The organism is Micrococcus sp. KRD026, assembly GCF_017168445.1.
GTDB classification, from domain to species: domain Bacteria; phylum Actinomycetota; class Actinomycetes; order Actinomycetales; family Micrococcaceae; genus Micrococcus; species Micrococcus luteus.
Genome location: NZ_JABFBA010000013.1, coordinates 67870 through 81549 on the forward strand (window position 1 = coordinate 67870; position 13680 = coordinate 81549).

General features: G+C 75.8%; 12 protein-coding genes. 4 read left to right on the forward strand and 8 right to left on the reverse strand.

All coding sequences use genetic code 11. The annotated features are described in order from the left end of the window. Positions 1-20 precede the first annotated feature (20 nt). Positions 21-1346, reverse strand: coding sequence for a glutamate-1-semialdehyde 2,1-aminomutase (hemL, locus tag J1M40_RS05165; RefSeq protein WP_036314334.1), 1326 nt, complete (start codon positions 1344-1346; stop codon positions 21-23). Next, a complete protein-coding gene (hemB, locus tag J1M40_RS05170) occupies positions 1343-2329 on the reverse strand; it encodes a porphobilinogen synthase (protein ID WP_036314332.1) in 987 nt (328 codons plus the stop codon). Before hemB ends, hemL begins: the two co-directional genes overlap by 4 nt. A 107-nt stretch (positions 2330-2436) precedes the next feature. On the opposite strand from hemB, the gene brnQ reads away from it, so the two are divergent. From brnQ to J1M40_RS05185, 3 genes are all read left to right on the forward strand, one after another. Next, positions 2437-3831: a branched-chain amino acid transport system II carrier protein gene (gene brnQ, locus J1M40_RS05175; protein WP_036314330.1), complete on the forward strand. Its 1395-nt coding sequence runs from the start codon at positions 2437-2439 to the stop codon at positions 3829-3831. A gap of 10 nt (positions 3832-3841) precedes the next feature. Then, a complete protein-coding gene (locus tag J1M40_RS05180) occupies positions 3842-4942 on the forward strand; it encodes an NYN domain-containing protein (RefSeq protein ID WP_036314328.1) in 1101 nt (366 codons plus the stop codon). 99 nt (positions 4943-5041) lie between these two features. After that, entirely contained in the window at positions 5042-5323 is a 282-nt protein-coding gene (locus J1M40_RS05185; protein WP_036314326.1) for a hypothetical protein, read from the forward strand. Between the two features lie 27 nt (positions 5324-5350). Here the strand turns inward: J1M40_RS05185 and J1M40_RS05190 are convergent, their stop codons facing one another. The 6 genes from J1M40_RS05190 to hemE are packed head-to-tail and all read right to left on the reverse strand — an operon-like array spanning position 5351 to position 12174. Further along, positions 5351-6190 carry a uroporphyrinogen-III synthase gene (locus tag J1M40_RS05190; protein ID WP_036314324.1) on the reverse strand — a complete coding sequence of 280 codons (840 nt, stop codon included), beginning with the start codon at positions 6188-6190 and terminating at the stop codon, positions 5351-5353. Between the two features lies 1 nt (position 6191). Continuing rightward, positions 6192-7325 carry a hydroxymethylbilane synthase gene (hemC, locus tag J1M40_RS05195; RefSeq protein ID WP_036314322.1) on the reverse strand — a complete coding sequence of 378 codons (1134 nt, stop codon included), beginning with the start codon at positions 7323-7325 and terminating at the stop codon, positions 6192-6194. A gap of 4 nt (positions 7326-7329) precedes the next feature. After that, positions 7330-8679 carry a ferrochelatase gene (locus tag J1M40_RS05200; protein WP_036314320.1) on the reverse strand — a complete coding sequence of 450 codons (1350 nt, stop codon included), beginning with the start codon at positions 8677-8679 and terminating at the stop codon, positions 7330-7332. Continuing rightward, positions 8679-9395 carry a hydrogen peroxide-dependent heme synthase gene (gene hemQ / locus J1M40_RS05205; protein ID WP_036314319.1) on the reverse strand — a complete coding sequence of 239 codons (717 nt, stop codon included), beginning with the start codon at positions 9393-9395 and terminating at the stop codon, positions 8679-8681. Before hemQ ends, J1M40_RS05200 begins: the two co-directional genes overlap by 1 nt. 50 nt (positions 9396-9445) lie before the next feature. After that, positions 9446-10954: an NAD(P)/FAD-dependent oxidoreductase gene (locus tag J1M40_RS05210; protein WP_036314317.1), complete on the reverse strand. Its 1509-nt coding sequence runs from the start codon at positions 10952-10954 to the stop codon at positions 9446-9448. After that, entirely contained in the window at positions 10951-12174 is a 1224-nt protein-coding gene (gene hemE, locus J1M40_RS05215) for a uroporphyrinogen decarboxylase (protein ID WP_036314314.1), read from the reverse strand. Before hemE ends, J1M40_RS05210 begins: the two co-directional genes overlap by 4 nt. A gap of 136 nt (positions 12175-12310) precedes the next feature. On the opposite strand from hemE, the gene J1M40_RS05220 reads away from it, so the two are divergent. Then, complete coding sequence (locus J1M40_RS05220) at positions 12311-13663, forward strand: glutamyl-tRNA reductase (RefSeq protein ID WP_144818700.1); 1353 nt, start codon at positions 12311-12313, stop codon at positions 13661-13663. Positions 13664-13680: the final 17 nt, after the last annotated feature.

Consider the following 13680-nt stretch of genomic DNA (forward strand, 5'->3'; position numbering starts at 1 on the left):
CCCCGACCCGCACCCGGGTCTCAGCCCTGGGGCGTCGCCGCCGCGGCCGCCTTCGCCGCGGCCGGCAGCGCGTCGAGCACCCGGGTGACCGCCGCGTCGTCGTGGGCGGCGGAGACGAACCAGGCCTCGAACACGGACGGCGGCAGGTACACGCCGGAGGCCAGCAGCGACTGGAAGAACGGGGCGTAGCGGAAGACCTCCTGGCCCTGGGCGTCCCGGTAGTCCCGCACGCCGGTGCCGGAGGTGCCGAACGCCAGGGAGAACAGGGTGCCGGCCCGCTGGATCGAGTGGTCCACGCCCTCGGCGTCGAGCGCGGCCACGAGGCCCTCGCGCACGGCGTCCGAGGCGCGCGTCACGGCCGCGTAGACGGCCTCGTCGGCGCGGGAGAGCGTGGCGTGGCCGGCGGCCATGGCCACCGGATTCCCGGAGAGGGTGCCGGCCTGGTACACGGGGCCGAGCGGGGCCAGGTGGTCCATGATCTCGGCGGAGCCGCCCAGGGCGGCCGCGGGCATGCCGCCGCCGATCACCTTGCCGAAGCACCAGACGTCCGGGGTCCAGCCCTCGGGCTGTCCGGACAGGCCCCAGCCGCCCGTGGCGGTGGCGCGGAAGCCGGTGAGCACCTCGTCCCAGATCAGCAGCGCGCCGTGGCGGCGGGTGATCTCGCGCAGGAACGCGTTGAAGCCCTCGGCGGGCTCCACGACGCCCATGTTGCAGGGCACGGCCTCCGTGATGAGCGCGGCGATGCGCTCGCCGTGCTCGGCGAACACGGCCTCGACGGCGGCGCGGTCGTTGTAGTCCACCACGAGGGTCTCGGAGGCGGCGGCCTCGGTGACGCCCGCGGAGCCGGGCAGGGCGGCGGTCGCCACGCCCGAGCCGGCCGCGGCCAGCAGGCCGTCCGAGTGGCCGTGGTAGCAGCCGGCGAACTTCACGATCAGGTTGCGGCCGGTCACGCCGCGGGCCAGGCGCAGGGCCGTCATGGTGGCCTCGGTGCCGGTGGACACGAAGCGCACGCGCTCGACCGGGACCTTGGAGGCGATCAGCTCGGCCAGCGCGGTCTCCTCCAGCGTGGAGGTGCCGAAGCCGAGGCCGCGGTCCACGGCGGCGTGCACGGCCTCGACGACCTCGGGGTGCTGGTGGCCCAGCAGCATGGGGCCCCACGAGCAGACCAGGTCCACGTACTCGTTGCCCTCGACGTCGGTCAGGTACGGGCCGCGTGCGCCGGCCATGAACCGGGGCGTGCCGCCCACCGAGCCGAAGGCGCGCACGGGTGAGTCGACGCCGCCGGGGATGACGGCCTGGGCCGCGGCGAAGGCGGCGGCGTTGGTGGTCGGCTGGGACGCGGTCACAGGGACCCCTCCTTCATCCAGCGGCCGAGCTCGGCCGCCCAGTAGGTGAGCACGGAGTCGGCGCCGGCGCGCCGGATGGAGAGCACGGACTCGACGATCGAGGCCTTCCGGTCGATCCAGCCGTGCGCGGCGGCGGCCTCGATCATCGCGTACTCCCCCGAGATCTGGTACGCGGAGACGGGCACGTCCGCCATGTCCGCCACGTCGCGCACGATGTCCAGGTAGCTCATCGCGGGCTTGACCATCACCATGTCCGCGCCCTCCTCGAGGTCGAGGGCGACCTCGAGCAGGGCCTCGCTCCGGTTGGCGGCGTCCATCTGGTAGGTCTTGCGGTCGCCCGTGAGCTGGGAGTCGACGGCGTCGCGGAACGGCCCGTAGAACGCCGAGGAGTACTTCGCGGCGTAGGCGAGGATCGCGGTCTCGTGGTGGCCGGCGCCCTCGAGGGCCTCCCGGATCACGCGGACCTGGCCGTCCATCATCCCGGAGGGGCCGAGCACGTCCGCACCGGCCTCGGCCTGCGCGACGCCCATCCGGGCGTAGATCTCCAGCGTCGCGTCGTTGTCCACGGCGCCCTCGGCGGTGAGCACGCCGCAGTGGCCGTGGTCGGTGAACTCGTCCAGGCACAGGTCGGACATCACGACGAGCCCGTCCCCCACCTCCGCCTTCACGTCCCGGATGGCCCGGTTCAGGACGCCGTCCGGGTCCAGGGCGGCGCTGCCGACGGCGTCGCGCGTGGTCGGCACGCCGAACAGCATGATGCCGCCCAGGCCCAGCTCGGCGGCCTCGGCCGCGGCGGCCTTGAGCGAGTCCGCGGTGTGCTGCACGACGCCCGGCATCGAGGCGATCGGCACGGGCTCGGCGGCGCCCTCCTTGATGAAGGCCGGCAGGATCAGCTCGGCGGGGTGCAGGCGCGTCTCGGCGGCGAGGCGGCGCATCGCGGCGGACCGGCGCAGACGCCGGGGACGGTGCAGCGGGAAGGACATGACGGGGTCACACGCTCCTGGTTCGGGGACCCGTCCAGTCTAGGCGCGGAGGCTGACCGCGCGCCGGGTACAGTCATGGCGCCCCGTTCGCCGTCGAGAGGCCCGTGATGCCCCCGCGCCTGCGCCCCGGTCAGACCCTGCTGCTGGCCTCGCTCGTCTTCGGCCTGTTCTTCGGCGCCGGCAACCTGATCTTCCCCGCCGGCCTGGGCCGGGATGCGGGCGCCGCGGTCACGCCGGCCACGCTCGGCTTCCTCGTCACGGCGGTGGGGCTGCCGGTCCTGGGCATCGTCGCCTCGGCGGTGACGGGGGCGCGCTCGGTCCGTGAGATGACGGCGCCCGTCTCCCGGCGCTTCGCCGTGGCGTTCACGTGCCTGCTGTACCTGACGATCGGCCCCCTCTTCGCCATCCCCCGCACCGCCACGGTGTCCTATGAGATCGGTGTCGCGCCCCTGGCGGGCGACGGCGGCCTGCGGCTGCTCGGCTTCACGGCGGCGTTCTTCGCGGTCGCCGCGGTGGCGGCGTTCCGTCCGGGCCGGCTCATGGAGTGGGTGGGGCGCTACCTGACCCCGGCGTTCCTGGTCCTGCTCGGCGCCCTGATGGCGGCCGCCGTCGTGGCCCCGATGAGCACGGGCGCCCTGCCCTCGCCGACCCCCGCCTACGCCGACGGGGCGCTCGTGCGGGGCCTGCTGGACGGCTACAACACCATGGACGCGCTCGCCTCGCTCGCCTTCGCGGTCGTGATCGTCGACGCCGCCCGGCGCCTGGGCGTGACGGGCCCGCGCCGCATGGCGGTGGAGCTGGGCAAGGCGGGGCTGCTCGGCGGTGCGGCGATGGCGGTGGTCTACGCCTCCCTGGCGTACGTCGGCGCCACGAGCCACGGCGCGTTCGCGCAGGCCGCGAACGGCGGCGACGTCCTCGCCCGCAGCGCGAGCCACTTCTTCGGCGCGGCGGGCGTGTACCTCATCGCGGCCATCGTCGTCGTCGCGTGCCTGAAGACCTGCATCGGACTGATCGTGGCGTGCACCGAGATGTTCGCGGAGATGTTCCCCGGGTCCTACCGGCTGTGGGCGAGCCTCTTCCTCGTCGTGTCCTTCGCGCTCGCCAACCTGGGCCTGGAGGCGATCATCGCCTGGTCCGTCCCGGTGCTGATGTTCCTCTACCCGATCGCCGTCGTCGTCATCCTGCTCGGTCTCGCCTGGGCCTGGGTGCGGGACCACCCGGCGGTGGCCCGCTGGGTGGTCGCCTGCACGGGGCTCGCCGCCTTCTTCGACCTGCTGGGCGCCCTGCCGGAGGCGCTCGCGACGACGCCGCCCGTCACCGCCCTGACGGGCCTGGCCGGCCGGGTGCTGCCCGGCTACGCGGTCGGCTTCGGCTGGGTGGTCCCGGCGCTCGTCGGGCTGGTCGTCGGCACAGTGGCCGCCGCCTCGCGGCCCCGCCCCCGCCGGGGCGAGCGGGAGGCGATCCCGGTCACCGCCGGCCACGGGCGCACCGCCGCCGACTAGGGTGGGACACATGCCCGAACCCACCCCCGCATCCCTGCGCATCGCCGTCCTGATGGACAGCGACAACGTCTCCCCCAAGTTCGCCCCCCTGATCCTCGAGGAGCTCGCCACCTACGGCACCCCCACGATCAAGCGCGCGTACGGCGACTGGACCACGACCAACCTCAACGGCTGGAAGAAGGCGCTGAACCACCACGCGATCCAGCCGGTCCAGCAGTTCGCCTACACCGTGGGCAAGAACTCCTCGGACTCCGCGCTCATCATCGACGCGATGGACCTGCTCTGGATGGGCAACGTGGACGCGTTCGCCCTCGTCTCCTCCGACTCCGACTTCACGCGCCTGGCCACCCGCCTGCGCGAGGGCGGCAAGCGCGTGATCGGCCTGGGCGCCCGCAAGACCCCCGCCTCCCTGCGCAACGCCGTGGACCAGTTCATCTACCTCGAGCTGCTCGGCACCGCCACGGACCACGACGTCGACGACGACGAGACCGGCGAGGACGCCCCCGCCAAGGAGGAGAACGCCAAGGCGTCCGAGGGCTCCGGCCGCTCGGGGTCCCGCCGCGGTGGTCGAGGCCGCGGTCGCGGGGCCAAGACCACCGACGCCACCGACACCCCCGAGGCCACCGACGCGGACGCCGAGGCCCCCATTGCCGACGAGGCCCCTGCTGCCGACGAGGCCCCCGCTGCCGACGAGGCGCCCGCCGGGGACGCCGCCGCCGGCAAGGACGGGAAGGCCGCGGAGGCGAAGTCCGGGGCCGGTCGGCGGGGCCGCCGTGCGTCGTCGTCGGACGTCACCGAGGACCCGACCCCGCCCGAGGTGCCGGTCGAGGCCGAGCCCGAGCACGACGAGGCCGACGCCGCCCCGCGCATCGACCTGCAGGCCGCGCTCACCAAGGCCGTCAACGCCACGAGCACCGACGACGGCTGGGCCACGCTGTCCCTGATCGGCCAACACCTGAGCCGCACCCACGTGGACTTCGACCCGCGCGACTTCGGACACTCCAAGCTCTCCACCCTCGTGGAGGACCAGCCGTACCTGCGCACCCGCACCGAGGGCCGGACCATGGAGGTCTCGCTGGTCCGCCGCCGCAGCCGCCGCGCCGAGGGCTGAGCGGCACGGCCCGTCGTCCCCCGCGGCCGGCGGGCCGGTCCACCGGCCGTTCACCCGCCGGCCACCCGCCCACCACGCCCGTTCGGTAGGCTCCCCGGCATGGGGAACACTCTGGACTTCCTGCGCGGCGTCGACCGCCTGCACGCCTTCTACACGGAGAACGTGCGCATGCTCGCGCACGCGTACGACCTGACGGATGAGGAAGCCTCGGAGCTGCTCGCCAACACGGGCTTCACCAACGTCTCGGTCGCCATCCTGCGCGGCCCGCGGGTGGACATCATGGCCGCCGCCACCGGCGTGCCGCAGGACGAGAGGCACGACGCCGGCCCGGCGCCGACGGAGGACGACGCGCCCGACCCGGACGGCGGCCGCCCCGACTGAGCCTCGCCTCGAGTGCGGACGGGCGGCTCAGGCCGCAGCGCGCAGCACGGCCAGCACTCCGGCCGCATCCGGCGTGGGGGCCGTCCCGAGCAGGGGCAGACCCCGCCGCGCGCATGTGTCCCGGGTCGGCGCGCCGATCGCCACGAGCCGCACCCGCTCCCCCACCAGCGGCGTCAGACCCGCGGCCACGAACTCCTCCGCCGCGGACGAGCTGGTGAGCACCACGGCGGTCCCCGCCGCGACCGCGGCCAGCCGCGCGGGCGTCACGACGTCCCCCCGGCCCTCGTCCGCCGCCCCGTCGAGCAGCCGCCTGCCGGCCTGCGCCGGATACGGCACCGTCCGGTAGGCGAGCCCGGTCCGCACGTCCCAGCCCGCCGCGCGCAGGCCGTCGGCGAGGCGGGACCGGGCCCGATCGGACTGGGGCAGCCACGCGCGGGCGCCGCGGGGATGCAGGGCGGCGAGTCCGGCGATCAGGCCCTCGGCGGAGCGGTCCTCGGGCGGCAGCCACGGCGCCGCGTCGCAGCCCGCCTCGGTCAGCACCCGTGCCGTGCCCGGTCCGGTGACCGCGATCCGCGCGCCCGCCGGGACATGGCCGTCCCAGCCGACGGCCCTGAGCGCGCGCACGGTGTTGGGGCTCGTCACCACGAGCCAGCGGGACCCGTCCGAGCGCACCGGCCCGGCCGCATCACCGTCGGCCCCCGCCCAGTCCGCGAGCAGCGCGCGCAGGGGGCCGTCGTCGTCGGGCAGTGCGAAGTCGGTCAGCGGCAGGAAGCCGACCCGCAGCCGCCGCCCCGCCACCTCGGTGCCGGCGAGACCGGCCTCGAGGTCGCCGGCCTGGGCCGGCTGGCGGGTGAGCAGGACGCGCATCTCAGGCCGGGTCGTCGGGGCGCGGGGCGCCGTCGCCCCGGTCCACCCCGCGCACCGTGCCGGGCAGCAGGTCGGCGCCCTCGGCCACGAACTGCTCGGCCACGTGCACGCCGAGTGCCTCCGCGGCCACGAACAGGGTGTCCTCGAGCCACTCGTCGCCGGCCGCCGGGTCGCCGGCCACGTCGGTCGGCACCGGGTCGAGCTGCACGGACGAGGTCCGGCGCAGCACGCGCGAGCCGTCGAGGGCGGCCACCATCGCGGTCATCTCGATGCGCGGCGCGCCGGCCTCGCCGTCGGTCACGCGGGCCACGGCCCCGATCGGCGCGGCGCAGCCGGCCTCGAGGCGGCGCAGCAGGGCCCGCTCGGCGGTGACCGCCACGTGGGTGTCCCGATCGTCGACCAGCTCGAGGGCGGCGTGCAGCCTCCCGACCGGCGCCTCGGGGTCCAGGAGCGCCCGACCGAGGAAGGACTCGTCCTCGGCCCGGATCTCCACGGCCAGGGCGCCCTGCCCGGGGGCGGGCACCATGACCTCCGGGTCGATCCGCTCGGTGATCACGTGGTCCAGGCCGAGCCGGTTGAGCCCGGCACAGGCCAGGATCACGGCGTCGAGGTCACCGCGGGGCGAACCCGCGGCGGCCGGGGCGTGATCGTCGTGCTGCTCCAGCCCGGGCACGCGGGCCAGGCGGGTCTGCACGTTGCCGCGGATGTCCACCAGCTCCAGATCCGGGCGCAGCGCCTTGAGCTGGGCCACGCGGCGCGGCGAGCCCGTGCCCACCCGGGCGCCCTCGGGCAGGGTCGCCAGGGTGAGGCCGTCGCGGGCGCACAGGGCGTCCCGCAGGTCGGCCCGGGCCGGCACCGCGGCGATCTCGAGGGTCTCCGGCTGGGCGGCCGGCAGGTCCTTGAGCGAGTGCACCGCCGCGTCCACGACGCCGTCGAGCACGGCGGCCCGCAGCGCCGAGGCGAACACGCCGGTGCCGCCCAGCGAGGCCAGCGAGCCGGTGGTGACGTCGCCCTCGGTGCGGATCACCACCAGCTCGTGGGCCAGGCCGGAGCGCTCCGTGAGCGTCTCGGCCACGTGGCTGGTCTGCGTGGTCGCCAGGGCGGAGCCCCGGGTGCCAATGCGCAGGGGGGTCACGGTCTCAGGCCTCCTCGGCGGGGGCCGCGGCGCCCGCCTCGTGCTCGGCCAGCCCGCGCACGGCGGCGTCGACAGCGGACGTCGTCGGCCGCGTCGAGCCGTCCCGCATCACCTTGACGCAGCAGTCCGGCCGGCACACGTCGTACCACGCCGGGAAGCAGCCGACCGCGGCGCGACCCTCGCGCCGGCCCAGCCGCTCCTCCACGATGTCCACGAGCCCGGCCACGAACCGCGGGTCGGTGCCCGGGGTGGGGCTGCGCCGGAACCCCACGCCCAGCCCCTCGGCGGTCTCCTTGGCCTCGGTGTCGAGGTCCCAGACCACCTCCATGTGGTCCGAGACGAACCCCAGCGGCACGACGACGAAGCCCGCCACGGCGCGCCCCTGCGCGTCCGTCTCGGCGCCCTCGCCCGCGAGGTGCTCCATCGCGTCGTTGATGTCCGGCTCGAGCCACGGCACCGAGGGCGGGCCGGAGCGCGACTGGTACACGAGCGACCACGGCACGTCCGCGGCCTCGGGCACGCCGGCGAGGATCTCGCGGGCCACATCGAGGTGCTGCGCCGAGTACACGTCCGCACCCTCATCGCCCGGCTCCGCCCCCGCCTGCGCGCGCAGGTCGGCGGCGAGGCCGCGCGGGCCGGCGGCGGCGGCGTCGGAGGTGGGGATCGAGTGGGTCGCGAAGAGCACGTGGATCCGCGCGTCGTCCCCCAGCTCCGCGCGCAGCGAGGCCAGGTCCGCGCGCAGGCCGTCCCGGAACGGCTCGATGAAGCCGGGGTGGTTGAAGTACTGGCGCGTCTTGTCCAGGTCCACCTTCCCGGTCAGGCCGGTCTGCTCCATGGCCATGCCCATGTCCTCGCGGTACTGGCGGCACGAGGAGTAGCAGGAGTACGCGGAGGTGGTGACCGTCAGGATGCGGCGGTGCCCGTCGGCGTGCATCCGCGCGAGGGTGTCCGGGAAGTAGGGCTCCCAGTTGCGGTTGCCCCAGTACACGGGCAGGTCCAGGCCGCGGGCGGCCAGCTCGGCCTCGATGGCCGCCTTCAGCGCGCGGTTCTGCGCGTTGATGGGGCTGACGCCGCCGTTGGCGCGGTAGTGGGTGGCGACCTCCTCGAGGCGCTCGTCCGGGATGCCGCGCCCGCGCGTGACGTTGCGCAGGAACGGGATCACGTCGTCCTGGCCCTCGGGCCCGCCGAAGGAGGCGAGCAGCAGGGCGTCGTAGTCCTTGGGGGCCATCACGCCGCACACGTCGTAGTCGACGCCGGCGGCGGCCTTCTCGGGCGTCCGGAGGGCCGGGGCGACGCCGGCGTCCGGGCCGGTGTGGACGGGCGCGTCGGCGCGGGGCTCGGGGGCGGTAGTCATCAGGCCAGCACCTCCGCGATCTCGGCGGTCTCCAGACGGCGTCCGGTGTAGAACGGCACCTCGCTGCGCACGTGCAGGCGGGTCTCGTTGTTGCGCAGGTGGCGCATCATGTCCACCAGGTCCGTCAGCTCGTCCGCCTCGAGGCCCAGCAGCCACTCCCAGTCGTTCAGGCCGAACGCGCTGGTGGTATTCGCCCACACCTGCGGGAAGTCCTGGCCGAGCTGGCCGTGCTCGCGGAGCATGCGGGCCCGCTCCTTCGGGTCCAGCAGGTACCAGTCGTACGAGCGCACGAACGGGTAGAAGCACAGCCACTTCAGGGCCTTGCGGCCCATGGCGAAGGCGGGGACGTGGTCCTTGTTGAACTCGGCCATGCGATCTGCGCCCATGGCCGAGAGCACCATCGTGGTGCCCTCGAGCAGACGGGTGCGGCGCAGCTCGCGGATGGCGGCCTGCAGGTCCTCGGGCACCTGGCCGTACATCCACACCATGACGTCGCCGGCCTCGCGCATGCCCGAGACGTCGTAGACGCCGCGCACGGTCACGCCGGTCTGGGCCACCCGCGCGACGGCCTCGTCGAACTCCTTGGCGGCCTTCTTCGCGTCGCGGCCCTCCAGTCCCAGCCAGCCTGGCTCGCCCTGCGGGCGGGCGAACACGGTGTAGGTGGTGAACCAGTCCTTGCCGGCCTCGGCAGGGGTGGTGGTGCTGTCCTTGGTCATGGTCCTCTTCCTTGGGATCCGATTGCGTCAGGGGTGGTCTGGGGGCGAGGTCAGCCGGCGGGCGGTGCGTCGGCGCCGAGGGTGCGGTCCACGCCGGCGACGACGGCGGCCAGCCCGGTGCCGTGCACCCAGCTGCCCACGAGGTCGAGGCCGGGCACGTCCCGTGCCCAGTCGATCAGCGTGTCCGCCTTCGCGCGGTCGGGGCCGGCCTGCGGCGGGATGGAGCGGCGCCAGCGGGTGACGGTGCGGGCGACGACGTCCTCCTCCGCCAGCGGCACCCCGGTGAGAGTCGCCGTGTCCACGAGCGCCTGCGCGAGCAGCTCCTCGTCCGCGCTGCGATGGCCCAGGGCCTCGGGCCCGCCGCCCTGGCGGCCGTAGGACAGGCGCAGCACGTGGCGGTGGGGATGGCGGGCGACACCGTCCTCCTGCGGACGCGCGACGACCTCGCGCAGCCACGCCCACTTGGCGGTGACGTGGGTCAGGGCCTTGGCGGCCACGTCCGTCCCGGCGCCGACCAGCACTCCGGTGCCGCGTGGCGCGTCGTCCAGGCCCGCGGCCTCGACGACGAGCGTGGCCAGCGCGATGCCCTCGCCGAGGGCGGGGCCGGCGTCGGGGTCCAGGGCCTCGGCCGAGAGCGGGGCCAGCAGGTCCCAGGCGGTGACGCCGTCCACGGCCAGCACGACGCGGTCCACGTCGAGCCCGCGGACGACCTCGTCGTCCCGGTCCGAGATCTGGGCCCACCAGCCGCCGGTGGCGGGCACGCGGGACAGGGCGGCCACCCGGACACCGCGCAGGACGGTGGCCCCGTCCTCGCGCAGCGCCTCGACGAGCCGGCCGGTGAGGCGGACCATGCCGCCGTCCAGACCGGCCACGAGCGAGCCGGGGGTCCCGGTGGACCGCAGCGCGGCGACGCCCGCGGCCAGCCCGCCGTGCTCCACGGCGGCGGCGAGCAGGCCGGGGGCCACGCGCTCCAGCTCGACGACCGCGGGGTCGGCCGAGTGGACTCCGGCGACGACGGGGGCCACGAGGCGGTCGAGCACCTCGTCGCCGAGGCGGTCGGCCACGACCTGCGCGACGGTCACCGGCTCGCCGGCCGCGAGCGCGGCGGCCCAGCGATCCATGGGGGCCTCGGCGTCCTGCCGGGCGCGCTCCAGGCCGGCCGGCGTGAGGGCGGCGGCGAGGTCCTCGGCGTCGAGGTCGCCGGGGATGCCGACGATGCCGAGACGCGGGGCGCGCACGGGGCCGGCGGGACCGTGCAGCCACGAGCCGAGGGGCTCGGGCGCGACGATCTTCTCGCCCAGCCCGAGCTCCTCCACGAGCGCGCGCACGGCGGCGCCGCGGACGGCGAACGACTCGGCGCCGCCGTCGAGTTCGAGGGTCTGGGTCTCGGGGGCCCCGGTCTCGCCGTGCGAGGGGACGTCGAGGAAGCGCGGGGAGACCGCGCCCCCGAGCACGGAGGTGGCCTCGGCGAGGGTCACGTCCCAGCCCGCCGCGGACAGTCGGTGGGCCGCGACGAGGCCGGCGATGCCGCCGCCGACCACGAGCGCCGTGCCGCTCATGCGCGCTCCTCCCGCTCGGCGGTCTCGGCCCCCGGTGCCGGGTCCTGGCCCTCCCGCTCCGGCACGGGCAGGGAGTGGATCAGCTCGACCACGCGGGTCAGCACGGCCGCGTCCGTCTCCGGCGGCACGCCGTGGGCGAGGTTGACGACGTGACCGGGCGCGACGGCGCCGGAGGCGACGACGTCGCGCACGTGGGCCTCGAGGACCTCCCACGGGGCGGCGAGCAGGGCCGGGTCGATGTTGCCCTGCAGGGGCACGGCGCCGCGTCCGTCGGGGCCGGGGTTCGCGCTGAGACGGCGGTGCGCCTCGGCGAGCGTGAGGCGGTGGTCCACGCCGACGGCGGTCGCGCCCGCGTCACGCATGTGGTGCAGGAACTCTCCGGTGCCCGTGCCGAAGTGCAGGAGCGGGGCGCCGTCGGGGACGCCGGGCCCGGCGAGGTCGGCGACATGGGCGAGGGCCGCCGTCGAGTGCGGCTGCACGTGCTCGAGGTAGTCGTCCGCCGAGAGCGAACCGGCCCACGAGTCGAACAGCTGCGCGGCGGAGGCGCCGGACTCGAGCTGGGCGCGCAGGAACTGGCCGGACACGGTGGCCGCCCAGCCGGCCAGGGCGGCCCAGGTCTCGGGGTCGGCGTGCATCATGCGCCGCGGGCCGAAGTGGTCGCGGGAGGGACGGCCCTCCACCATGTACGCCGCCAGCGTGAAGGGGGCACCGGCGAAGCCGATCAGGGGGCGCGGGCCCAGCTCGGCGACGGTGGCCGCGACGGCCTCGCGGATGACGTCCAGGGCGGCGTCCTCGAGGACGGGCAGCGCGGCGACGTCGTCGGCGGTGCGGACGGCCTGGCCGAGCACGGGGCCCACGCCGGGCTGGATCTCCACGTCCACGCCCGCCAGGCGCAGGGGGACCACGATGTCCGAGAAGAAGATCGCCGCGTCGACGTCGTGGCGGCGCACCGGCTGCATCGTGATCTCCCGGACCAGGTCCGGCATGAGGCAGGAGTCGAGCATCCCGATCCCCTCGCGCACCCGGCGGTACTCGGGCAGCGAACGGCCGGCCTGCCGCATGAACCACACGGGGTGGCGGTCGGGGCGCTGGCCGCGTAGCGCGCGAAGGAGCGGGCTGGCCACGGTCGAGCGTGACGGATCCTCGGTGCGCAGCGGGTGCTCGGCGGGCAGTGCCGGGACGGCCGCGGGGGTCTCGGGGGTCTGGGACAGGGCGGACATGCCCCCAGTGTCCCACCGGTCGTGTCGCGGTGGCACATCCGCGTCCTCCGTGAGCGCCGTCACACTGGCCGACGGCACCCGGGTCAGGCCCGCCTTCCCGGACGGGCGGGGCGGTCGGGGCTAGACTTGGCCCGCTGTGACTGTCTTCTCTCTCGTCGCCTCCCACCATGACCTGGACCTGGACACGGTCGCCCGCCTCAGCGCCGGCGCGACCGGGGTCGGGCCCGCCCTGCCCGGCAGCGGCGCGGCGGGCGCCATCGTGCTGGCCACGTGCAACCGCGTGGAGATCTACGCCGAGGCCGACGGGGCCGGCGTCGAGGCCGCCCGCACGGGGCTGCTGTCCGCCGTCGCCGCCTCCACCTCCCTGCCGGACGAGGACGTGCACACCGCGTTCCGCACGCTCGACGCCGACGCCACGGCCCGTCACCTCTTCGAGGTCGGCGCCGGACTGGACTCCGCCGTGGTGGGCGAGCGCGAGATCGCCGGTCAGGTACGGCGCGCCCTGACGGCGGCCCAGGAGGCCGGCACCGCCTCGGGCCCGCTCGTCCGCCTCTTCGAGTCCGCCACGCGCACGGCCAAGGACGTCGGCTCCCGCACGGCGCTCGGCGCGGCCGGCCGTTCGGTCGTCTCCGTCGCCCTGGACCTCGCGGAGGAGCTGCGCGGTCTCACCGACGCCGCGGCCCAGCGCGACTTCTGGGCCGGGGCCACCATCCTGCTGATCGGCACGGGCGCCTACGCCGGCACCACGCTGGCGCAGCTGGCGGACCGGGGTGCGACCACCGTCGGCGTGCACTCGGCCTCAGGCCGCGCGGAGCAGTTCGTCGCGGACCGCGGCGGCTGGGCCCTCGCGCTCGGCGGCGAGGCCGTGGCCGGCGCCGTCGCCGAGGCGGACGTGATCATCGGCTCCTCCGGTGGCGAGCGCCAGATCAGCCCCGAGCGCCTGCAGGAGCTGCGCGAGGGCGGACGGCGCCCGCTCACGGTGGTCGACCTGGCCCTCTCGCGCGACTTCGACCCCGCCGTCGCGGACCTGCCGGACGTCGACCTCATCACCCTCGAGTCGGTGCGGCTGGCCGCCCCCGAGCAGGCCCAGGTCGCCGTCGCCGAGGCCCGCGCGCTCGTGGACGACGCCGTCGAGGAGTACCGCGCCGCGCAGCGCGGCCGCAGCGCCGACGCGGCCATCAAGGCCCTGCGCCGCCACACCCTCGGCGTGCTCGACCGGGAGCTCGAGCGCGTGCGCGCCCGCCACGGCTGCACGGCGGCCGCCGAGGAGGTGGAGTTCGCCCTGCGCCGCATGGTGAACCAGCTCCTGCACGAACCCAGCGTGCGCGCCAAGCGACTCGCCGCCGAGGGCCGGCTCGACCGCTATGAGGACGCCCTCGAGGCGGTCTTCGGGATCGAGGCCCCCGGCCGCCCCGCCCCCGCCGTGGGCGCGGTCGAGGCGGCCTGCCCCGCGCACGAGGACGAGGGCGGCGCCGCGCGCATCGCGTGAGCCGGCCCCGCGCCAGG